The sequence below is a fragment of the Sphingobacterium humi genome, assembly GCF_009768885.1.
GTDB lineage: Bacteria > Bacteroidota > Bacteroidia > Sphingobacteriales > Sphingobacteriaceae > Sphingobacterium > Sphingobacterium humi.
In genome coordinates this window covers 125,747-148,578 of sequence record NZ_WSQA01000007.1, presented here as the reverse complement: position 1 = coordinate 148,578, position 22,832 = coordinate 125,747, and the positions used below count along the sequence as shown (strand labels likewise).

Sequence of the window (22,832 nt, the reverse complement as noted above, 5' to 3'; positions counted from 1 at the left end):
TAAGAATATGAAACGAATGATAAAAAAAATAAGAAATTGTAAAATTGTAATGGGTATGATCTTAATAAGCATTTTTCTTTTTTGGAATTGCCAAAAGATTGAATACACATCCATTGAGAATCCGGCCTACCTTCGCGTATTTAATAGTTTAAATTTTCCTGATATTTCCGGCAATTCGCTTATAGATACTTTACCCTATTTATGTATGCTAATAAATCCTGTTTTTGATGGAAAAGGATTGCCTGTTACGGCTGAAATTGTTGGTGACTTTTTAGGAAAACGTGCCAAGTATGCTCCTCCTTTTCCTCAACAAATAGGGGTTTCAACTACGCGAGAAAATCCTGAATATCCTGGAAAGGAAACAGTTTTGGTAGGGCCGGTTTTAAATGGGTTTGATTTAAGTTCTTGGGCTCAAGTCCCCGCCAAAAGACATCGAGTTGTTTTTATGTACCGTCCAAAGAATGATGTGCCATTTTTTGAACTTGACTCAGATTTGAGAAAAAATATTGCAGCAATTACTGAAGTTAATTTAGAAGCTGGGGAAGTTTATACTTTACAAATTATATTTGATGATTTTATAAAAAGGTCAAAAAAAATAATCTTAAGACAAGAAACCTTTCATAAACAAGTGTTTTCAGACTCTTTAGTATATGTCAACTTCTATAATTATACCGCTGATAACTTTTTAGAAGCCCCAATTTCTTTAAAATTTCCGAATGGAAAGAAAAAGAGGCATTTATTTGAGGAAGGAATAGAAAGTAATATGGATATTTATTTATCCTTAATGAAAGGTTTAGATTTTATTTACTTTAATTCATCCTATAATATTCCAAAGCCTTCAGTAATAATTCGGAATGCTATGCTTCCTAATCCATCTTATGAATGGAAGTACTTTTATACTTTAAATCGAAATATTAATTCAAATCAAGATAATCCCTTTGTGAGTTTTCCTATGTGGGTGTCAAAAAATGATAATGGTATTGCAACAGATTTATGGCAACGATTTTACTTTTTACAACCAAATTTGCAAAGCAAACCTCAAAACCATCCTTTTAATGAATATGGTGATTGGAATCGTGAGTTTACAGGTGGCCCTTATATTGATTCAAAAGGTAAATTTGCGATTATTAATTGTTTACTTAATGGCCCCGCGATTTTTACAGGGAAAGATAATGAATATCATCTAGGTTATAATTTACCAAATCTTTTAATTAATATTCACTCAGGAAGAGATAACCCCAAATCCTTTACCTCCGTAAATACTTTTGAAATTATTAATGGAGAAGTTTACCTCCTTAGCATGCAAAGAAAATTTGCTCCACCCATTTATTAAAACCTAATATGAAAACCACAATTAAATTGTTGATTTTAATCATGATTATTTTTCAACAAACCTGCAATATGTCCTGTAAACATGATACTGTTTTTCTTAATCAGCCTAGGGTCGAAGATCGTACAATTGCAGATTACTTAACTGCAAATGCAGATTATAGTTTGTTAGTAGATGCGTTAATCTACGTAGACCTATTAGACACTTTGCGTAACATTAATAAAAAATATACACTTTTGGCAATTGACAATTCTGTGTGGAATCAGCTTTTTATTTATTCAAAAGATGATTTTGAAATTTTGGATAAGGAATGGTTAAGAAGTGTGTTAAGTTACCATATTATACCCAAAAGGCTTTTATTTAATGATATCCCTCAAAATGACTTTAATATAACTTACAAATCACTCTTTGGAGACATATTATATGTTAATCGAACTAAGTTGAATGCAGAAGTGTCTCCGTCCGGTGGAATTGAAATGGTTTCTTTTTCAGGTGCTTTTGTTTCCAATGATTTTACGGTAGAAAAAAGTGGGGGGACAAATGTAGAAGGAAACTATCTTCTTAAAAATGGAGTAATACATAACTTAGACAAGTTAATACTATATTATAAAGGAGATTCTCTTCAAGAATTCCTTTCTGCTAGACCTGAGTTTTCAATTTTCGTTGCTGGACTTAGAAAATTTAATCTTTGGCATAAATTGGCTGATAGTGGGTTCCATACTGTTTTTGTTCCTGAAAATAAAACTTTTGAAAGCTTTGGAATAACGGAAGAAATTATAAACAGTATTGATGCCACACGTTTTAATGGAGAGCTGCTTTTTGGATCTTACATTTGGAATAATAAACGATTTCTATTATCTGATAATTGTTTTTTTCTTAATAAAGACCATGAATATTGGCTAAGCCAAAAATTAAATAATACCCATCCCTATTTCCGAATTATTTCATCGCTTGATTTTAGAAATGGTTATGGACGCTTAAATAGACCTTTTTCTTCGATTTATGTAGGTATTTCAGTAATAAATCAACCATTGGGTTATGCAGAACCCGGGGATCGTCCAAGTTGTGCACGGTTTTTAGGTGGTAGAATTATTGATTTTGAAACTATTGGTTTTCGCTGTTTGCCTTATACACAAGATCGATATTCAACAGATTTACAAATGGAAAACGGGGTTGTCCAAGTTATTAATGGTTTGTTGGTTTTTCCCGATGAAGCCTTATTAAAATAAATTGTAGAATTTTTATAATCGCATTATGCATATATATATCATAAAACGGAAGATAATTAATAATATAATTATTTTTATTTTATTAGGATTTTGTTTTCTTTTTTCTTGTCGAAAGAAAGAGTTCCAAGTGGAAGAGAATGGTTTAAAATTAAATTATCAGGATACAATACATTTTAAAATTCAAAATATTATCAATGGTCGGTCAGAGAATTTGTTTTGCAAAATCTGGAATATAGTCCATATGGATTCCATTTTGGAGATGTCCGATAATAAAAAGAAATTTACTGTCTTTATTCCTTCTAATCATGGTCTAGAACAAGGGGGATGGACATTAGAATCCATAACGAAAAAATCCAAAACTGAATTAATAGAGTTTATACAAGCTCATATATTATCCATTAATATTCAACCTGATTGCTTGCAGAAAAAAGAGGGTAATTTAATTGTAGAAACAAATTTCATTTACCCAAATATTCTTTACAGCTCGAAAGGCTTACCTTATAACTATTCCATTGGTCTAAAAATAATGGATAATCAACTTTTCATTAATGGAAAAGAACAGGGTAATTTAAAGCTAATAAAAACGAAAAACGGCTCGCTTTATGAAATTATTGACCCCTTGGTTCCCCCATCTAAATCGGCTTGGGAGCTTTTACAATCCGATCCGGAATATTCATTATATACCCAATTAATGATAGCCACAGATTCTATGTATACTGCAATTTTTGAAAAAGCAAATGGGTACAAACCCCAAGATGGACACTCGAATGCACAAACTTTCCAACGAAATTCATTAGAAAAATACCACTTTGTTTTTAAAAATAATAAGGATAATGATCTTTATGTTGATGACTTGACGACTTGGTTTATTCCAACAAATAAAGCTTTTCATGACCTAGGATTTAATTCCTTGGATGATCTGCTAAATTTTAATAAAAAAAGAGGAGAGCCGGAACGTGAATGGCAAGAACCCATCTCTGGTTATGCTGGATTTTACGGAATCCGTGGAGAGTTTGCAACCGATACATTGCTTGATTATCATCATAATTGGGGACTTCGATTTGCGGATTTACCTTATAAGCAAGGTCATATGAAAATTCTTGTTTTTTCAAATGATCTTCCTTCAAAAAGCTTAAAAACTTTCCCTATAGCACATTATGAAAAACTGATTCTTAATGGTGTGCATAAAGCAGACCTTTACTATTTATTCCCTTTTATAAGTAGCAATAATTCAATTAAACTACCAAATGAAGTCCATAATGCAATTCTAACAAAACAAGATGTATTGACTTTAAATGGAATAATTCAAGGCGTAGATCGAATTCTTGTTCCTGACTCTTTAAATATATTTTAATATGCGAAATTTAAAAGTAAAACATTTAAATAGCTGTCTGGCAGTTTTTATACTTCTGATGCTACTTTTAAGCCAATGTAAACCTGCTGAAGATGTTTTTCAAATCGTTGATTATAATAAATTAAATCACGTGCTTGCTAACAATTATAATTTATCTACCTTTTATGCAGGTCTGAACCGAACAGCTTATAAAAGTTGGTTGAATTCTGATTCAAGTTATGTAGTATTTGTACCCAATGATTTAGCTTTTAGCAGTATCGAGCTTGATAAAAATGAACTAACTGCACTATCAGGAACAAAAATTGGAGACATAATAAAACGACATATTTTGGACGATTATATTGATTTGAATTCCTTGCCCTATTTCACAAAATTCAAATTTTATTCTAAAGACAATTCTATTCTTTACATTTCACGTTGGCTAAAAAACGAGCAAACCTTCTTTACTATTAATGGAGCAATTGCTCGAGGTAAGCCGCTAAATGCAACTAATGGTCAGGTTTATATTTTAGATCGTGTGTTAAATTCAGAATCTTATTCGAGTATTTTTGAAGTTTTAGCTGATTCAGAAACCACAACATTTTTCTTATATGCCGTTCAATGTGCAGGTTTAGAGAAATGGGTCAGAGAGAATAATAATATGACCTGTTTTGCTCCTTCGAATGAGGGTATGTTTAACATTGGCTTAACATCATTTGAAGTAATTAAGCGAGTCGACCCTGAGCTTTTAAAATCCTTTATTCTTGGTCATTTTTATAATAATTTCCTTTTGCTTAGTGATTTATCTTTTACTTTAAATCTGTCTTATAAAGAGGGAATTTCTTTCGTTGATACAAAGGGACAATCGTTAGCCTTAGATGGTTATGAGGGATTAGTTTCATTTATTATGGAGAATCAAAAAAAAATATCCATAAAATACCAAGAGGGTATTCATAAATCCTTATTAATCAACCAATCCTTTTTACTGCCGAATGGTGGTACACAAGTGAAAATAGATGTATTGAAACGAGATATTATTTGTCAAAATGGAATTGTTCATTTGGTCGATATTCCATTACTATATATGTAGGTTATGAAAAAAATATTTTATTTGCTTTTTGTTTTAAAATCGCTTTGTTTATTTGGATGTAAAAACAAAGAGGTTATTCAAGATTCTGATAAGCAAAGTTTAGAAATCGTTGGATACTTTCCAAATTCTGGCAACAGTGGTACACTGGTAACTATTGAAGGTGAAAATTTCAACCATTTTTCTGATTTATCTGTTTTATTTGGCGAGCAAAATGGAAAAATTGTAAGTGTTGGGCGACGTCAAATTTTAGTTGAAGTTCCAAAAGGAGGGGGCACAGTAGATGTTTTTTTAATAAATAAACAAGATAAGTTAGCAATTGGAAAATATACCTATCAAAAATTAAGCCTGCACAGTATTGCCCCAGATTTTGCATCATTGGATATGCAAATAGCGATTAGGGGTGAGGGGTTAATTATGGGGGCTAATTTGCCTAAGGTATTCTTAAACAATTATGAAGTTAAAATTGTAAGTATTTCCGATACCATCCTATACGTAACTGTGCCTAAAGGGCAGGGTATTGGTCCTGTAAAAATTGTTCAAGATGAAGTGGAGGCAACTGGGCCAAATTTTCAATTTATTAGTTTCTTGGATATGCAGCCTAGATCTGGCGGGAAAGGTACGGTAGTTGAAATAAAAGTGGATGGATTAGATCGGGTTAAAAATAGTATAATTCCATTTTTTAATAATGAAAAAGTAAATTATGCACCAGGTAAAATTTTAAAGATTACAGACAGCTTAATTTCTGTTGAAGTCCCAGAGTTTGTTATGACAGGGGGGGTCAATATTATAGAGGAAAGCAGTAAATCAATTTTACCAGGGCCGGAATTTACAGTCGTTCCAGCACCTAAAATTTTAAAAGTATCTCCAAATTCAGGCTCTTCAGGTACGAAGGTTCTAATTTATGGATTCTATTTTAGCCCAAACCTAAAAGAAAACAAAGTGTATATCGGTGATGTGCAAATTCCCATTAATAGCGTAAAAGAAGATGAAATTAGCATAATTATTCCTGATAATATAAAATCTGGATTGCTAAAGGTGGAGGTAAATGGTCAAGTAACTATTGGTCCCGTGTTTTCTAATGCGAATTTAGGAGTTACGAAAATAGTTCCTGAAAACGGCATAATTGGAACAGAAATAGAGCTGCAAGGCTTTGGGTTTAGCCCTATTATTCAGGAAAACCAAGTATTGATGAATGGTATTCCAGCGCAAATTTTAACTGCAGCAGAAAATAAATTAGTAATTCGAGTCCCAGCAGGCTATACCACAGGACCTCTGCAAGTGCAATCTGGGTCAGTATCCATTAATCCAGGCTTGCAATTCAAATTAGCTTTTGTAGAAACGCTGGGTAAAGGGGAATTAAATCTAGCTACTTCAGGGGGGAGTATTGCATTGGATCAATCTGGGAATATATACGTATTGGAAATTAATAAACATTGTATAAAAAAGATAGCACCAAATGGTGTAGTTAGTCATTTTGCCGGAAGTAAAATAGGCGAGAGGGGATTAAGAGATGGTCAGGGTGATTATGTTTTATTTGATTTGGATAAGAATGCTGGATTTAAATATAACCCTACGAATAATCAATTGTATCTTACAGAGTCAAAGAATATGGCCTTACGAACCATTAAGTTAGATGGCTCAACAAGTACCCGGAAATCAACAGTCAATCCACCTGGAAAATTTGACTTTTATATTAATTGGGTTTATAAAAATGGTTTAATTCTTTCCAATGCCCTAAATAATTCCAATTATGGTTTACAAGTTCTGGTTACTCCAGAAAAGAATCCAATACGAGTTTTTAGTTTTGTCAAAATGTCAAATTTGTCAGCTGATGTAAGATTTGCTATAGATGATTTAGGGGATATGTTTTGCCCCGGCCTTAATTTTGTTTTCAACCATTCGGTTATTACGAAATACTTTAATAATGGGGCATTCACTGCCTCTTTTGCCGGAGGTGTAAACACCTCCTTCGCTGGCAGCCCTAGCAAAACAGGTCTTCAAGATGGCATTAGTTCTGAGGCTTTATTTAATAATATCAAAGCCATAGCCATGTGTGGTAAGGAAAATTTATTAGTCCTGGATGGTGGGAATAATGCTCTCCGGATGGTAAGTCGTGATATTGGCGAAGTAAGCACGATCTTTAAAAACGATGCCGGCTTTGCTGATGGCGACTTCCGAACCGCCAAAATTTCCAGTACAGCTTCCGATATCGTAGTCAGCCCCGATGGGCGTTTCTGCTACATCCTTGACAACGGAAATAACTGCGTCCGGAAGGTGCAGTTGGAATAAACCAACAACAGACCATGTAATTTTTGTTTCATTCATAGGTTAAGCAAAGGCAGGTTCTTCCCATAAGGCCTGCCTTCTTTTTTTCCTCGCCCCAACGCGCGACCTGCTTTTGCTTAGTCCCTTTTCACTCCCCTTTCAAACCCCTTTCACACCCGTATCAATCCCCTTTGCAGTAGGCGAAGATAGGGGAGAGATAGAGCTCATCAAAAGCCATTCAAAAACCCTACCCAAGCCCAGTTAAAAGAAAGTCTAAAGACAGATCAAAACCAGCCACTACCTAAGGCTGTATCCTTCCCAAATCATCCCCTAACAATAATTTAAAAAAACATAAAACACTTAAGAACCATTTCTATTCCTTCTGCAAGCAAGGGGAAATAAGTGCTACATACGCTTGTAGGACTTAATCCTGTCCATTCGCTACATACTTTTAGAAATATTTTAATATTTCATTTGATTATTTAAAAACTTAGCTATATTTACATATGTAATACATATTAATTGTATTCGCATTAACCAATAACAAAACAATATCAATGAATCATAACACTGAATTTCACGGCTTGTGGCCTGCCTTGTTCACGCCGGTAGGTGAAAACGAACGTCCTAACCTTGGGCAATTGGAGAAACTGACAGACGTATTAATCGGCCAAGGGGTCGACGGTTTGTACGTCTTAGGCTCTACCGGGCAGGGTATCTTATTCAATCAAGAAGATAGAAAGCAGGTATTAGAAACTGTATTGCAAACGGCGCAAGGTCGCGTACCGGTAATGGTACAAGTTGGGACGGTGACCACCAAAGAATCATGTCTTTTGGCGGCACATGCCTCTGAGGCAGGCGCTGCGGCGGTATCATCCGTAGGTCCCATCTATTTTGGCGGTGGTGCCAAAATGGCCTTATACCATTATGAAGAGATTGCCAAAGCAGGGCAACTACCGTTTTTTCCGTATCAATTGGGGAATAATTCCATTCCCGGCAATGTCGCCGATTTTATTCAGGCCATTATCGATATCCCTTATAGTGCGGGGATGAAATTGACCACGGGCAATATGTTGGAAATCAGTAGAATCCATAACATCGCCAAAGATCGCTTAAAATTATTCAGCGGAGCGGATGAATTGATCTGCCAGGCCGCCCTATCCGGCACTGTAGGCGCCATCGGAACCTTCTATAACCTATGGGCTGCCGAGTGTAAACATGTGTTAAATGCCTTTAAAGCTGGGGATTTTGAACTGGCGCGCCGCTTTATGTTGAAGTTCCAAGAAATTATTGAATACGTATTGCCGAATATCTGGACATTCCTGGAAGAGGCCATGCAACAGCGCTATCAGATTCAAATCGGCCAAACCGTGTCACCTCTAGCTCGAGGGCAAGCGAATTGGGATTCGGCTGAAGTGGCTAAAATTCTGTTAAGCCTGGAGGATACCCTTAAGGAATAACAGAACCAACACATCTAACCAAAAAAAGATAAACATCAAATAAATGAATTATGAAAAACAAGGAGAAGTTTTACAAGTTTTTGTTGACTTTCTCTCTACTGGTTTGGGGCTATGTGGTCATGGCCCAAACCCAGATTAGAGGAAAGGTAACGGATGAACAAGGTCTCGGCCTTTCCGGCGTAACCATTACCGAAAAAGGAACCAACAATGCGGTTTCAACCGGGGAAGGAGGGACTTTTAACCTGACGCTAAGTTCGGCCGTGCCCGTTCTTGTCGTTAAATATATCGGAAAACAAGTGCAGGAAGTGCCGGTAAACGGACAAGCGGAGTTTACGATCGCCCTGAAAGATGATGAAACATCCGTAGGGGAGGTTTTGGTTATCGGCTATGGTACACAATCGCGTGAGACCTTAACCACCTCGGTTTCCAAACTCGATAAAAAGGTGTTAGAAAATGTGCCCTTGGCCAATGCGGCTTCTGCTTTGCAGGGAACATTGCCAGGTGTGCGCGTGCAAAGTACCTCCGGACAACCGGGTGCCACACCACGGGTAATCGTGCGCGGCGGTACCTCCATCAACAATCCGAATGGCGCAACACCATTGTATATTGTGGATGGTATCATCCGCGGTGACATCAATAACCTCAATGCCAATGATATTGAATCTTTACAAGTATTAAAAGATGCGGCTTCCACCGCAATTTATGGCGCCCGTGGTGCCAATGGTGTCGTTTTAGTAACCACCAAATCCGGAAAAGAGGGGAAAGTGCAAGTGAACTATGGTTACGACCATGGTATTTCGAACCTGCAAAAGAAATATGAGCTGTTGGGTGCGCGTGATTATATCTATTTCCAACGTTTGGGGATTGCTGCCCGGGCGGTGCAAGATCCTAGTCAATTGACTAAACTGGGCTTGGCCACTTCCGGCGGAGCGGGTAACGACCTGACCAATAAAACAGCATTTACTACCCAATACCTTACCGATGCCAATAAGCATAAATTAAGCGAGGGTTGGGAAAGCATGCCCGATCCGATCGATCCTTCACGTACCATTATTTTCAAGGGTACCGACTACCAGGATGTTTTGTTCAATACTGGGCGTACCAACAATCATAACCTAACCTTTGCCGGCGGTAGCGAAAAGGCTAAGTTTAACCTAGGCTTAGGGTATTTGGGCAACCAAGGGATCGCCTTGGATAGCGATTACAAACGCCTTTCTGTAAACTTGAATGGCGAGGTGAAAGCCGCGGATAATTTGACCGTTTTCGGGCGCTTGTTATACTCGAACATGAACGATAAAAAGGTGTTTGGTACCGAAAATAACATGTTCGGTCGTTCCCTAGCCTTAACGCCAGTGGCGAAGTATACCTTCGAAGACGGTAGTCTGGCACCGGGGGTAGGAAGCTCCATCGGTAACCCGGAATATTATTTACAGAAAATCGACGCCAAGAATAATAACGATAACATGACCATTTCCGTGGGCGGTAAATGGGATATTTTACCGGGATTGGATTTCTCGCCGCAGTTCTCCTTATACCAGGTGACGACCGATAACCGCTTTTTTCAACAAGCGTACTACAACGGTGTAAGTACTTTTGTTGATTCCCGCGATGCCAGCGCCGGTTTTACCAAGTTGAAACAGCATCAGGCCGATGGGGTTTTCTCTTACAGCAAATCCTTTTTAGAAAAGCATGAAATTGATGCAAAACTAGGTTTCTCCTATTTCCAAACCGTTAACTCGAACATCAGTGCTTCGGGAAGAAAAGCGGCAACCGATTTGATACCTACTTTAAACGGAGCGGCGGAAGCCGTGACAGTATCCGGTGCGGAATCGCAGTTACGCATCATCGGTTACTTTTCCCGTATCAACTATAACTACATGCAGAAGTACCTCTTATCGCTGAATATGCGCTACGATGGGGCTTCAAATTTAGGGAATCAGAAATGGGGTTTCTTCCCGGGGGTATCTGCCGGCTGGAATGTGCATAACGAGCCATTTTGGGAGAACATCAACCAAACAGTTTCCCAGTTTAAACTACGTGCGAGTTATGGGGTTAACGGTAATATCGGCTCCCTATCACCATATGGTGCGCAAGGCGAATACAGCGTAGGTCAACGCTATGCAGGGCTGGCCGCCATTATGAACAATTCCCTAGCCAACCCTTTATTGACTTGGGAAGAGTCTAAAACCTTAAACTTTGGGGCCGATGTGGGTTTCTTGAACAACCGCATCAATTTAATGGTAGATGTGTACCGTCGGGTAACTGATAATTTATTGACCAGCATGTCTTTACCGCATTCTACCGGTTTTGCCAGTATCTTAACCAATTTGGGTAGTTTAGAAAATAAAGGCGTGGAATTAGAGCTTTCAGCACGCGTATTGCCAAGCAGCTCGCCTTTAAGCTGGGATATTTCCTTGAATTCGGCGAAAGTGAAAAACAAGATTTTGCACCTTCCGGAAAATGGAATCGAAAACAACCGCATCGGAGGTGATTTTGTGTATGTGCCTTCAAAAGGCGATTATGCCTGGGTAGGAGGATTGCAAGAAGGCGGTCGTTTTGGCGATTTGTATGCCTACCATCAATTGGGCATCTATGCTACCGATGAGGAAGCGGCCAAAGGACCGAAAGACACCATGGTGCCGCTTTCAGACAAAACCAAATTCGGAGGGGATGTGAATTGGGAAGATGTGGATGGCAATGGTGAAATTGATTCCCGCGACCGCGTGTATGTGGGTAATATTTACCCAACCTGGACCGGTGGTTTTACCAACTCCTTTGCCTATAAAAATATTGGCTTAACCGTGCGGATGGACTATACCACCGGACATACCATTTATAACTATACGGAAGCCACCAGTGTGGGGCAGTTTCAAGGTGAAAATGGACTTTCAACAGCCTTATTGCGTTCATGGCAAAAGCAGGGTGACGTAACGGATATTCCTCGTGTGTATTGGGCCGATCAACAGGCGCGCAGTAACATCTTCCGTGGTAACTCCTATTACTACGAAAAAGGGGATTACTTGGCCTTAAGAGAAGTTACCTTAAGCTATGCCTTGCCAGAGTCTATTGTGAAACCATTAAAAATCAGTCAGCTACGTTTCAATGTAACCGGTTCGAACCTGCATTATTTCTCGAAATATAAAGGCTTGAATCCGGAGGAGGGTGGAACCGATAACGGTCGGTATCCTTTGCCTAGAACCATTGTATTCGGTGCTAATTTGACATTTTAAGCTTTGATTGTTATGAAAAGAATTAAAAGAATTTTAACATATAGTGCGGTGATGATGGTTTCCCTGTCTTCCTGTACGAAAAACTTGGAACTGGATCCTGTCAGTCAGATTTCTAACCAGTCGTTCTGGAAATCGGAAGGTGATGTGATGGGGGCCTTGAACGGTATGTATGTGCGCTTGAGAACGCAGGCCAATGGAAACCTGTTTGCTTGGGGTGAAATGCGCTCGGAAGTGTTGGATCGCAGCTTGGGTGGCGTTGCGGGTATGCAGATTTTTTACCTGAACGAACTCGACCGTTCCAATGTGGGGGCCAGTTCAGCGAACGGTTTTGTAGTCTGTACTTGGCAAGGGATGTATACGGTTATCCATGATGCAAACTTGTTGTTGAAATATGCGCCGGGAATTACCTATTCCTCCGATGCGGTTAAAAATCAAGTGTTGGCCGAGGCGCATGCTATGCGGGCGTATGCCTATTTCGTGCTGACCAAAACCTGGGGAGCTCTTCCTATGGTAACCGAACCAACCGAAGGCTATAACCCGGAAGTGATTATGAAAGAGCGTTCTTCCAAGGAAGACATCATGAAAATGATTAAATCGGATCTGGAGGCTTCGTTGGCTTTGTTTCCAAATGCGAATTTCAAATCCGGACGTAATATGTGGTCGAAACCTGCAGTGAATGCCTTGAAGGCCGAAGTGCACTTATGGACCGGAAAAACCATGGGAGGCGGTGCAAACGACTTTAGAACAGCCTTAACAGCGATTGATGAAGTGGAGAAAGCGGATGTTTCTTTATTGGATAAATATGCTAGCATCTTCGATTACGACAATAAAGGAAATAAGGAGATTTTGATGGCTGTGCGCTATCAGGATTTGGAAAGTGGCGATAACATCTTCCAGTTGATGTATATGCCGGGAGCTTATATGACAGATAAAACGGATCAGGCCACCAAGGATAAATTGGGTGTATTGGGTGGATTCCCGTTCGCCGGCATGAGTCAAGTGGTTCGCGATCAGTTTACGATGGATGATCAGCGTCGTGATGCCACCTTTATCGAAATCCGGGTGCCTGCAGCCAATGGCGGTACCCAATATTATGGCTCGGTATTTTCGAAATTCAGCGGCACCGTGATCGGTGGTAACCGTCGCTTTATCGACGATATGGTCCTCTTCCGCTACGGCGATGTTTTACTCATGAAAGCGGAAGCGCAGAATGCATTGGGCCAGGATCCGACGGAAGCGATTAACAAAATCCGCAAACGTGCCTATGGTACGAACTACAACAACCATGTATATGTGCATACGACGCAGCAGGCCGGGGATGAGGCAATATTAAAAGAACGCTTGTTGGAGTTGACCTTGGAGGGTAAACGCTGGTGGGATTTGATCCGCTTTAATAAAGCCTTCGATCTGGTGCCTTCCTTGCAAAACCGTAAAGGACAAAATCACCTCATGTTGTTCCCGATTTCGGAGTTAACTCTGAGCTTGGAACCTAAGGTGCAACAAAACGAAGGGTATAAATAGAAATCTAAACTATAGAAAAAAGAACTTCTAACTATAAAAAATTACCTTTCTAGCCATAAAAAAAGGAGATGCTGCGCATCTCCTTTTTTTATGATTAAATCTTTTTATTTTATCTGTTCGAAGTATTGCATTAAATGCTTGTACATGCCTTGGCGAAAGTCTTCAACCGTTCCCGTTTTTAAAATCTGAATTAAAACCTTATGCGAAACATAATCTGCAGTTTGTTCCTGAGAACGGATGTGCAGGGTATTTTTCATGTAATCGAACACCGGCATTAAGGTGCGCTGAAAGCGCTCGATGGTCTGGTTTCCTGAAATTTTGTATAAGGTTGCGTGAAATTCGATATCCCACTTCAACTTTTCGGCTTTAGATTTGGCGGCATTCTCTTTGTCTACAATCTCCTCCAGCTTCTTAATGTCTTCGTCAGTTTTGCGCACATAAAGTAAATCGGCAATGCCCAGTTCAATCACCAAGCGTAATTCAAAGAAATCTTGCATGGTATCTTGATGCAAAAGTTGCGGATTTAACACGCGATTCATGTTTTGAAGCACATCGGGTTCCGTAATTACCATCCCTCTGTTTTTCTTCGACTCGATAATGCCTAAGGTTTTAAAACGCGTTAATGCTTCCCGCATCGCGGTACGGCTAACCCCCATGGCTTCGGCAAGCTCAATTTCTTTGGGGATGGAATCGCCAGGTAAGAAGTTTTCATTGCGAAAATAATCATGCAGGTTCATTTCAATACGATCAACCTGCGTCATGTTTTCAATGGGTTTAATACCTTGTAATTTCATGTGTTTCGCTTTACTTTAAATATTCTTCAAATATAAGTATTACTTATTTTATTAGCTAAGTTTTTTCTGCAACAATTATACAGGTATTTTTACGGCATTTTTTTCTAAAATGCTTGCTATCTAATAAAATATTCCTTAGTTTAGATGTATATATGTAATACATATTAATAATAACCAAAAAGCATATTATGAAAAAACATTTTTTATCCATTTGCCTGGCCGTTTGCTCCCTGAGCCTGGCCGCTGTTTCAGATGTTCAAGCACAACAGGTGCCTTACATGAAGAATAATGTCGTCTTGAAACTCGATCCGAGTGCATCCAATCCTAGAAACAGTGAAGGTTCCTTTGTTACCTTAAAAGATGGTAAAATCCTGTTTGTTTATTCACATTATACCTCCGGAAATGGGGGCGACCATGATCCGGCTCATCTGGCCAGTAGAATATCGGCCGATGGTGGGAAAACCTGGACGCAACAAGATGCCCGTGTTTTGGATAACGAAGGCGGCATGAATGTGATGTCGGTATCCTTACTGCGTTTGAAAAATGGGGAAATCGCCTTGTTCTACCTGCGTAAAAATACGGTGCAAGACTGTATTCCATACGTGCGTTTCTCCAAAGATGAGGCGAAAACCTGGTCTGAACCCGTTAAATGTATTTCCGATAAAGAGGGTTATTTTGTATTGAATAATGACCGCGTGATTCAATTGAAATCGGGACGTTTGCTGATGGCGGTGGCCTTGCATAAAAATACGAAAACGCAGTTTTCTGGAAAAGGACACTTATATAGCTACTACTCTGATGATAACGGCCGTACCTGGAGATCAAGTTCGGAAGCGGAAGCGCCTAGCGAAATTGTGACGCAGGAACCAGGCGTAGTGGAGCTGAAAAATGGCGATGTGATGATGTTCATCCGGGCGACCAGCGGAAAGCAGTTTGTTTCTTATTCCAAAGATAAAGGTGCCACTTGGTCGTATGCAAAACCTTATAACTTAAAATCACCACTTTCGCCAGCCAGTATCGAGCGCATCCCGAGTACGGGAGACCTGTTTGCCATCTGGAACAATAACGATGGTTCTGATCCGAAAATTAAAGATAAGCGTACGCCATTGACGGTTGCTATCTCCAAAGACGACGGAAAAACATGGCAGAAAGTGAAAAACATTGAAATCGATCCGGATGGATGGTATTGCTACATGGGTATTCACTTCAATAAAAAGAACGTGTTGCTTTCCTATTGTGCGGGAAGTCAAAAAGCAAAATCTTATTTAAATGTTACCGACGTAGCTCTGCTTAGTTTAACTGATATTTATAAATAATTAGCTTTTAGATTAAGAAAATTAATCAATATTTTAGTGGACAGGATGAAAGAAAAGCTGCAAACGGAGCTTTATGACTATCAGGCTGCGGCCGATGGCCCAACGGTATTAATACTGGCCGGGGTGCATGGCGATGAATATGAGCCGATGCTGGCGCTGGCAAGATTAAGGCAATTGCTGGAAAACAAACTGCAAAAAGGACGGGTAAAACTGATGCCGGTAGTCAATAAGAGTGCCTTTCAGCAAGGGCAACGCTGCGGTGAAGACGGGCTGGATTTGGCACGCGTTTGTCCGGGTGATCTGGACGGTAGTACAACCTTGAGGTATGCGGCACTTGTTTCTGAACAGATTGCTAGCGTCGATTACCTGATAGATTTGCATACCGGTGGGCAGCTTTTTGATCTCTATCCGTTAAGTGGCTATATGCTCCATACGGATGTGGCAATTCTTGAAAAACAACGCCGAATGGCGAAGTGCTTCGGCTTGCCCTTGATCTGGGGAACAGACCCTTATTTGGACGGTAGAACCCTGTCTGTGGCACGCGATCATCAGGTTCCGGCCATTTATGTGGAGTATGGCGGGCCAGGCCCTATCCGTACCGAAGTAGTGGAGGCCTACCTGCAAGGTTGTATGCAGGTATTGCAAGACTTGGAGATGATTGAGGGCGCTGCATTGCTGCTTAAAGAACCAGATTATTGGGTAGAGGATGATGATCTGGGTGCAGGCTATCTGCAAGGAAAGATGCAATCGCCGGTAGAGGGTATTTTTGAAGGACGCGTGCAGGTGGGAGATCAGGTTAAAAAAGGGGATCTATGGGGGATTGTATATGCTTCCACAGATTTTGAACCCCAGGAAGTGTTTGCAGATACCGATGGTTTGGTGCTCTTTACCAGAGCCGTACCGAAGGTGAAGGCTGCGGACTCTCTGGGTGGTATATTACCATTAAAACGATAATATGGAAAAGAAAGTTGCCATCGTTACAGGTGCCGCAGGCGGCATCGGCCGAGCAATCGTTGCGGGTTTTCTGCATGCAGGCTATGCCATCGCCCTGGTAGACCGGGAAGAGGATAGCATGAAAGCGGCTATTCCGCATGGAGAAGAAACCGCTGCGGATCTGCTATTCCTGCCGGGTGACCTCTGTGATGATGCCTTTCTGCAAGAATTAGTAACCCGCGTAATGGATAAATGGGGGCGCATTGATGCCCTGGTAAATAATGCCATGTGGCGCAAAGTGGAAAGTATCCGGGAAAGTAGCCCCGACGATTGGAATAAAACCCTTGCCATCGGCATTACTGCTCCGGCCTTTCTCTCCAAATACGTGGCTGAAGTGGTGCTGGAAAAACAACAGAAATGCTGCATCATAAACCTGTCCAGTGTGATGTCGAGCTTGGTATCTGGATATGCTAGCGCCTACAGTATTTGTAAGGGAGCGATGGAGAGCCTGACCTACGAGCTGGCGACCACCTATGGCCCGTATGGATGCCGTGCTATCGCCGTGCGACCCGGCAGCGTGGATACCAGCATGAGTCAGGATTACCAAAGTACCTCGGGTGATAATATCAGCCAGCAAATTCAGGCTGAAATTGAGGATAGAACGCCGCTAAAGCGCTCCGCAAAACCGGAAGAAATAGCCCAAGCCATTGTTTGGCTATGCACTGAGCAAGCAGGATTTATTACTGGAACCTGCCTGACAATTGACGGCGGCCTGGAACATAACTTTAATTCGTACAGTATGAAGCATCGTTTAAAACCGGATACATTTTGAAAGGCATCTGGACATATCGAGAATTGATCCACCCGATAGCGCCTGAATTTCAAGTGGCGCTAGGGGAAGGGAATACCCCGCTAGTGAAAGCTAGAAACATCGGGAACAAAATAGGGCTGGAAAACTTATACTTTAAGTTAGAGAATCTGAACCCTTCAGGATCCTATAAGGATCGTTTTGCAGCATTGGCAGTCGCCAATTGCTTGCAGCAGGGAAAGAAAGCTATCCTGGCCACTTCCAGCGGAAATACAGGAGCTGCATTGGCAGCCTATGCCGCAGCCGCAGGATTGAAATGTATCATCTGCTTAGTAGATGGCGCGCCATTCGGAAAAGTACAGCAGATGGGCGTCTATGGTGCCGAACTGTTGATGATTAAGGATTTCGGGATTTCCGATAGCTGCACCATCGAAGTGATGGAAACCTTACGCGAATTGGCCACAGAGCACGATAGCTCGCTGGAAATTAGCGCCTATAAGTTCTCACCGATCGGGATGCAAGGCGTGCAGACCATCGCTTTTGAAATTGCCGAAGAATTGGAAGATGTTGACCAGGTTTTCGTGCCGGCTGGAGGAGGAGGTCTGTACTTGTCCATTTTACGGGGATTTGCTAAATGGAAAGCACATAAGCAATCGGGGCTTAATCCTACGATCCATTGCGTACAACCGGAGGGCAATGATACCATCGCTTCCTTAATGAATCGTTCCAGAAAGGAGCCAGTGGCTCTGCCTACCAGTACGACGAAAATTAGCGGTTTGCAAGTATCCTCCCTGCTAGATGCAGAGGCCATTATGGAGCAAACGCCTTTTAATGATACGGATGGCATCTTGGTTTCCGATGAAGAAGTGTTCTACTATCAGAAACTGTTGGCCCAAGAGGAAGGTATCTATTGCGAGCCCGCCGGTGCTGTAGCCTTAGCTGGCCTAATGGCTGCCGCAAGCCTAGGGAAAGTAGACCCCAAGAAACCGGTGGTATGCCTGGTTACAGGTCATGGTTTCAAAGATCAGCAAGCCTTAAATAAGATCTATACCCAGCAGGATTGCCGCTATGTAGATACCGTAAAACAAACGAAAGAAGAATTAGTAAAGAAAATATACAAGTAGAATCCTATGGAAAAAGAATTTGTGTTCGGCGATGGTGTTCCGCAAAGCCACCTGCCTTTCTCACCGGGCGTTAAATGTGGGCAGTTCTTATTTATTTCTGGACAAGCTTCCGTTGATATGGAAGGAAAGATTGTCGTAGATACCTTCGAGAATGAGTGTAGAAGATCCTTCGATAACCTAAAGCGCATTATTGAGGCAGCAGGATTATCGATGGCCGATGTGGTGCAAGTACGTAATTATGTGGCTGATGAGAAAGATCTTCCAGCTTTTAATTCAATTTACCGTGAATATTTCGCAGCACCTTTTCCCGCACGTACAACCTTAATTGGATGTTTGGGAACCATTTTAAAGTTTGAAGTGGATGCTACTGCATTTATAAAATAAACGAATGAAAAAGCGCATTGCCCTGGCTGGCATTTATCATGAATCCAATACCTTCAGCAGTATCCCAACAGTTTGGGAGAATTTCGCTGATGGCCATATCTTTCGTGGGGAGGAGATTTTCTCCCGATATGCGAAGGCGCATCATGAGATTGCCGGCTTTATCGATGGCATGGCGGCTGAGGATGTCGAGATTGTGCCTTTGTTCTTCGCGGATGCTGTCCCTTCAGGAGAAATCCGGAAGGAGGTGATTCAACGTCTTGTGGAAGAGCTGTTGGCAGCAATCAGCACGGCATTGCCATTTGATGGAATCTATTGTGTTGCACATGGTGCGGCAGCCAGTGAGGAAATTCGCGATGTAGATGGCTATTGGTTGCAGGAGCTGCGCAAGCTTGTCGGGCCATCGATTCCGATGGTCGTTAGTTTGGATCCGCATGCGAATGTGAGTCCGTTGATGGCTTCCGTAAGTAACGCGATGGTGTCCTATGCTACAAACCCGCATTTAGATCAATGGAAAACCGGGAATCGCTGTGCCGATCTGATGAAGCAGCTTGTGCTACATGGGAAGCACTTGAAGCAGGAGCTCATCCAATTGCCGGCTTCATTAAGTTTAGAGCAGCAAGAAACCGCCGTAGAGCCTTGCGTGTCACTTTATCAAAAGATTGCAGATTGCCTGAAGCAGGATGCTATTCTGTCGCATAGCATCATCCTTGGATTTCCCTATGCCGATGTAGAAGAGATGGGAACTTCCTTGATTTTAGTTAGTGAAGCTGATTTTGATACGACAGCAATTAAGAAAGAGGTTTTATCCATTTTTGAAAGCTATTATCCGCGGTTTACAGGAAAACGGCTGCTCATTGAGGAGGTCCTTGAAAAGGAGACTTGCTATCCGAAACCTGTTCTATTATTAGATATGGGAGATAATGTAGGAGCTGGCGCTTTAGGCGATAGTTCTTATCTGTTGCAAGCCTTGGAAAACAAGGGCTTATCCAAAGGCATTATTGTGCTATATCAGCCGGGTCTTGTGAATAGTCTATCCAAAGCACCGCTAAATTCTTGGCAACAAATTGACCTGACCGATGCATCTACCCAGGGGAAGCCGTATTCCTTAACCGTTAATGTCTTAGCTATCCAGGATGGTAAATTCTCGGAGAAGACGCCAAAGCACGGTGGGCAGACTTCCTACGATATGGGGAAGGTGGTTCTAGTAGAAACGAAAGCGGGAAACTATATCGTGTTTAGCAGTCTTCGTGTGCCGCCATTCAGCAGTCAGCAACTCCGGATTTTTGATCTGGAATTGGAGAGCTTACATTGGATCATTGCGAAAGGCGTTAATGCACCGATAGCGGCTTATCAAGACATTTGTCCTGTTTATTTGAAAATACAAACCCCTGGTGAAAGCAATGCTGACGCCACACAATTTACCTATAAGCATCGCAGAAAACCGATGCTACCTTTTGAATCGCTTACCGCTTAGCCTGATATGAGTTCTCACCTGATAGAAACTTCTTATTATACCGAAGGACCTGTTATTGATCAACAGGGGGTAATCTTTGTGACCAATTTACTGGGTCAGCAAGTTCTTCGGGTGGAAGACTGCCAGTCGACCATGGAATGGGCGGCTTGCAGTAGTCCGAACGGACAATTTATTGCAAGCAATGGTGATCATTACATCTGCAACAGCCTGAAAGGTAGCATCGAGCGCTATGATGCTCGCGGTGTATATTTAGGAACCTTTTTTGAAGGATCTGTGGATGGCTACCCAGTGAGCTGTCCGAATGATTTATGGATCGGGGAAGAGGGATTATTCTTCACCGATTCCATTCGGCATACCGGTGCTGTCGTATTTATTGCCAGCAACGGTATGGTCAAGCTTATTGCCCGGGATCTCGATTATCCCAATGGCATTGTATATGACAAAAAACGAAACTGCCTTTACGTGGCAGAAAGCTATAAAAACAGAATTATTAAAATCAACCTATCCTCAACCAAGCAGCCCATCAGCTGCTTGGTTAACCTTCCTGCACACCCCTCCGGCGAGATGACGAAAAACCTTCCGGATGGACTTTGCCTTGAAGATGAAGATATGCTCTGGATTGCCCATTATGGAATGGGCAAGGTTCATTGCTACGACCTAAAACGGGAAGCTTTACATTCCTATGAAAGCGGCATTACATTAACCAGCAACATCTTTGTCAATCAAGATACCATCGTGATTACTGGGGGAGAGGGGGAGCCAGGACCAGGACGAATACGAATTATCGACCGTAAAAAACATGCCGAATTTAAAAAGCTATCCAGTCTCTAAACTTTGCTTGGGAACTGTTGCTTTAGGAATACCTTACGTTGTTTTCGATGATGCTACAGCCGGACAACAAGAGGATCCCGAACAACTTATCCAGGCTGCCTATCAGGCAGGGATAACCTGTTTTGATTCCGCCCGTGAGTATGGAAATGCCGAGCAGCTCCTCGGGAATACCCTTTCTAAAGCTGATACCCCAAATGCGTTTGTGGTATCCAAGTTTAAGTTTTCTGCTGCAGCCTTGCAGCGGGAGGAGCTTGCTATTGCCGAAGCCGAGCGCAGCGTGCGCGAATCGTTGAAGCAATTGAAACTCGATTGCTTGCCGCTTTGCTTGTTCCATATGGTATCCTCTTTTAATCCGAAGCAAATCCAGACCCTCTTGCCGAAGGTGTTTACCGCACTTCGGGAAAAGGGATTAATCGATCTTGCCGGCGTATCGCTCGATCATCCCTTAGAAATCCAATATTTTATCGATAACCCGCTGTACGCTGCGTTCCAGATTCCCATGAATATTCTTGATCAACGCTTGTTAACCTCTGAATACTGGGGACGCCTTGTGCAAGGTCCTGCTTATGTATTTATCCGGAGTGTCTTTTTAAAAGGGCTGTTGTTACAGGATTCTGAGCGCTTGACGGGAAATCTGCAAGAGGCAAAGCCCTATCTTCAAACCTTACAATCGCTAGCGAGTGATGCAAACATGTCTGTACAGCAGCTTTGCTTTAGCTATATCCGCGATCTTCTTCCGCAGTCTTCGGTCGTGATTGGCCCTGATAAACTTATTCAATTACAAGAAAACATACAATTGGCCGAAGGCGCTGCCGTTCCGGAAGCCATCGCCCAGCGTGCTGCAGAAGCTTTTGCAGCCATTCCGGAACATATTTTAACCCCACGTCTATGGAAAATGTAACCATGCAACGCTTTTCACTCCAGGGAAAGGTTGTCTTAATCACCGGAGGAACCGGTCTTTTTGGTAAACCGATGTCCATTGCGCTGGCACATGCCGGTGCGAAGGTTATTATTGCGTCCCGTTCGTTGGGAAGCTGCCAAAGCCTAGCCGAGGAGCTCAACGCCGCGGGATATGCCGCCTATGCCTATTCCTTAGACCTTTCCGATGAAAATTCCATTAAAAGTTTAGTACAACAGCTGATCAGCGACTTCGGTAAAGTCGACGTGCTGATAAACAATGCCGTCTCTCGGGAGGGGATCAAGAACCTTGCCGAGCAAACCAAAGCCGATTGGGAGCAGGCCCAGCAAATCAACAGCACCGGATTAATGCTGATTACCCAAGCCGTTGTGGCGCAGATGCAGCTCCAGAAATCTGGAAATATCATCAATATCGGATCTATACAGGCTGCCGTAGGTCCTAATTTCCCGGTCTATGGCAATACCGGCATGAGTTCACCCCTAAATTACACCTATGATAAATGGGCCATGGTCGGCTTTACCAAATGGATTGCCAATTATTACGGAAAAGATGGTATCCGCTGCAATTGCTTAAGCCCCGGAGGCTACGGCCCGGGGGTGCAGGAAAGCTATGGCGAGAATGAATTTGTAACTAATTATAAACGTTTGACCCCATTAGGCAGGTTTGCCGAAGATGAAGATATCGCCGGACCTATTGTGTTCCTGGCTTCGGATGCTTCTTCCTTCATCACCGGACATAACCTCCTGGTCGATGGTGGCTGGACAAGCTGGTAAGGAGGAAAAACATGCACT

The 22,832-nt window shown here is 41.7% G+C and carries 18 protein-coding genes; 17 read left to right on the top strand and 1 reads right to left on the bottom strand.

The features are described from left to right. Positions 1 to 7: 7 nt before the first annotated feature. The 8 genes from GQF63_RS11165 (at position 8) to GQF63_RS11130 (ending at position 13,458) form a co-directional block, all read left to right on the top strand. On the top strand, positions 8 to 1,333 hold the full coding sequence (locus tag GQF63_RS11165) for a hypothetical protein (RefSeq protein ID WP_160369311.1): 1,326 nt from the start codon (positions 8 to 10) through the stop codon (positions 1,331 to 1,333). 8 nt (positions 1,334 to 1,341) lie between these two features. Further along, positions 1,342 to 2,559 (top strand): fasciclin domain-containing protein, encoded by a 1,218-nt coding sequence (locus GQF63_RS11160; protein WP_160369310.1) that lies wholly within the window; start codon positions 1,342 to 1,344, stop codon positions 2,557 to 2,559. A gap of 241 nt (positions 2,560 to 2,800) precedes the next feature. Then, entirely contained in the window at positions 2,801 to 3,913 is a 1,113-nt protein-coding gene (locus GQF63_RS11155) for a fasciclin domain-containing protein (protein ID WP_212592548.1), read from the top strand. Between the two features lies 1 nt (position 3,914). After that, positions 3,915 to 4,982, top strand: a complete 1,068-nt coding sequence (locus tag GQF63_RS11150) for a fasciclin domain-containing protein (RefSeq protein ID WP_160369308.1) — start codon at positions 3,915 to 3,917, stop codon at positions 4,980 to 4,982. A gap of 3 nt (positions 4,983 to 4,985) precedes the next feature. Continuing rightward, the gene (locus GQF63_RS11145) at positions 4,986 to 7,271 is read left to right on the top strand and encodes an IPT/TIG domain-containing protein (RefSeq protein WP_160369307.1); all 2,286 of its coding nucleotides are present in this window, start codon (positions 4,986 to 4,988) and stop codon (positions 7,269 to 7,271) included. A 533-nt stretch (positions 7,272 to 7,804) separates the two neighbouring features. Continuing rightward, positions 7,805 to 8,707, top strand: coding sequence for a dihydrodipicolinate synthase family protein (locus GQF63_RS11140; protein ID WP_160369306.1), 903 nt, complete (start codon positions 7,805 to 7,807; stop codon positions 8,705 to 8,707). Positions 8,708 to 8,757: 50 nt separating this feature from the next. Further along, the gene (locus GQF63_RS11135) at positions 8,758 to 11,937 is read left to right on the top strand and encodes a SusC/RagA family TonB-linked outer membrane protein (RefSeq protein WP_246163487.1); all 3,180 of its coding nucleotides are present in this window, start codon (positions 8,758 to 8,760) and stop codon (positions 11,935 to 11,937) included. Positions 11,938 to 11,949: 12 nt separating this feature from the next. Further along, positions 11,950 to 13,458, top strand: a complete 1,509-nt coding sequence (locus GQF63_RS11130; RefSeq protein WP_160369305.1) for a RagB/SusD family nutrient uptake outer membrane protein — start codon at positions 11,950 to 11,952, stop codon at positions 13,456 to 13,458. Between the two features lie 104 nt (positions 13,459 to 13,562). On the opposite strand, the gene GQF63_RS11125 is transcribed toward GQF63_RS11130, so the two are convergent. Continuing rightward, complete coding sequence (locus tag GQF63_RS11125; protein WP_160369304.1) at positions 13,563 to 14,252, bottom strand: FadR/GntR family transcriptional regulator; 690 nt, start codon at positions 14,250 to 14,252, stop codon at positions 13,563 to 13,565. 188 nt (positions 14,253 to 14,440) lie between these two features. On the opposite strand from GQF63_RS11125, the gene GQF63_RS11120 reads away from it, so the two are divergent. From GQF63_RS11120 to GQF63_RS11080, 9 genes are read left to right on the top strand one after another with little or no spacing between them, the layout of a single operon-like run. Next, positions 14,441 to 15,568 (top strand): sialidase family protein, encoded by a 1,128-nt coding sequence (locus GQF63_RS11120; protein ID WP_160369303.1) that lies wholly within the window; start codon positions 14,441 to 14,443, stop codon positions 15,566 to 15,568. Between the two features lie 45 nt (positions 15,569 to 15,613). Beyond that, the gene (locus GQF63_RS11115) at positions 15,614 to 16,522 is read left to right on the top strand and encodes a succinylglutamate desuccinylase/aspartoacylase family protein (RefSeq protein WP_160369302.1); all 909 of its coding nucleotides are present in this window, start codon (positions 15,614 to 15,616) and stop codon (positions 16,520 to 16,522) included. Between the two features lies 1 nt (position 16,523). Next, positions 16,524 to 17,333, top strand: coding sequence for an SDR family NAD(P)-dependent oxidoreductase (locus GQF63_RS11110; protein WP_160369301.1), 810 nt, complete (start codon positions 16,524 to 16,526; stop codon positions 17,331 to 17,333). Then, positions 17,330 to 18,433, top strand: a complete 1,104-nt coding sequence (locus GQF63_RS11105) for a pyridoxal-phosphate dependent enzyme (protein WP_160369300.1) — start codon at positions 17,330 to 17,332, stop codon at positions 18,431 to 18,433. Before GQF63_RS11110 ends, GQF63_RS11105 begins: the two co-directional genes overlap by 4 nt. A gap of 6 nt (positions 18,434 to 18,439) precedes the next feature. Then, positions 18,440 to 18,817, top strand: coding sequence for a RidA family protein (locus GQF63_RS11100; RefSeq protein ID WP_160369299.1), 378 nt, complete (start codon positions 18,440 to 18,442; stop codon positions 18,815 to 18,817). A 4-nt stretch (positions 18,818 to 18,821) separates the two neighbouring features. Continuing rightward, positions 18,822 to 20,291 (top strand): M81 family metallopeptidase, encoded by a 1,470-nt coding sequence (locus tag GQF63_RS11095; RefSeq protein WP_160369298.1) that lies wholly within the window; start codon positions 18,822 to 18,824, stop codon positions 20,289 to 20,291. A gap of 6 nt (positions 20,292 to 20,297) precedes the next feature. Then, a complete protein-coding gene (locus tag GQF63_RS11090) occupies positions 20,298 to 21,122 on the top strand; it encodes an SMP-30/gluconolactonase/LRE family protein (RefSeq protein ID WP_160369297.1) in 825 nt (274 codons plus the stop codon). Next, positions 21,091 to 22,023 (top strand): aldo/keto reductase, encoded by a 933-nt coding sequence (locus GQF63_RS11085; protein WP_160369296.1) that lies wholly within the window; start codon positions 21,091 to 21,093, stop codon positions 22,021 to 22,023. Before GQF63_RS11090 ends, GQF63_RS11085 begins: the two co-directional genes overlap by 32 nt. Beyond that, positions 22,011 to 22,814: an SDR family NAD(P)-dependent oxidoreductase gene (locus tag GQF63_RS11080; RefSeq protein ID WP_246163484.1), complete on the top strand. Its 804-nt coding sequence runs from the start codon at positions 22,011 to 22,013 to the stop codon at positions 22,812 to 22,814. The genes GQF63_RS11085 and GQF63_RS11080 overlap by 13 nt, the downstream gene beginning before the upstream one ends. The last annotated feature ends 18 nt before the right edge of the window (positions 22,815 to 22,832 follow it).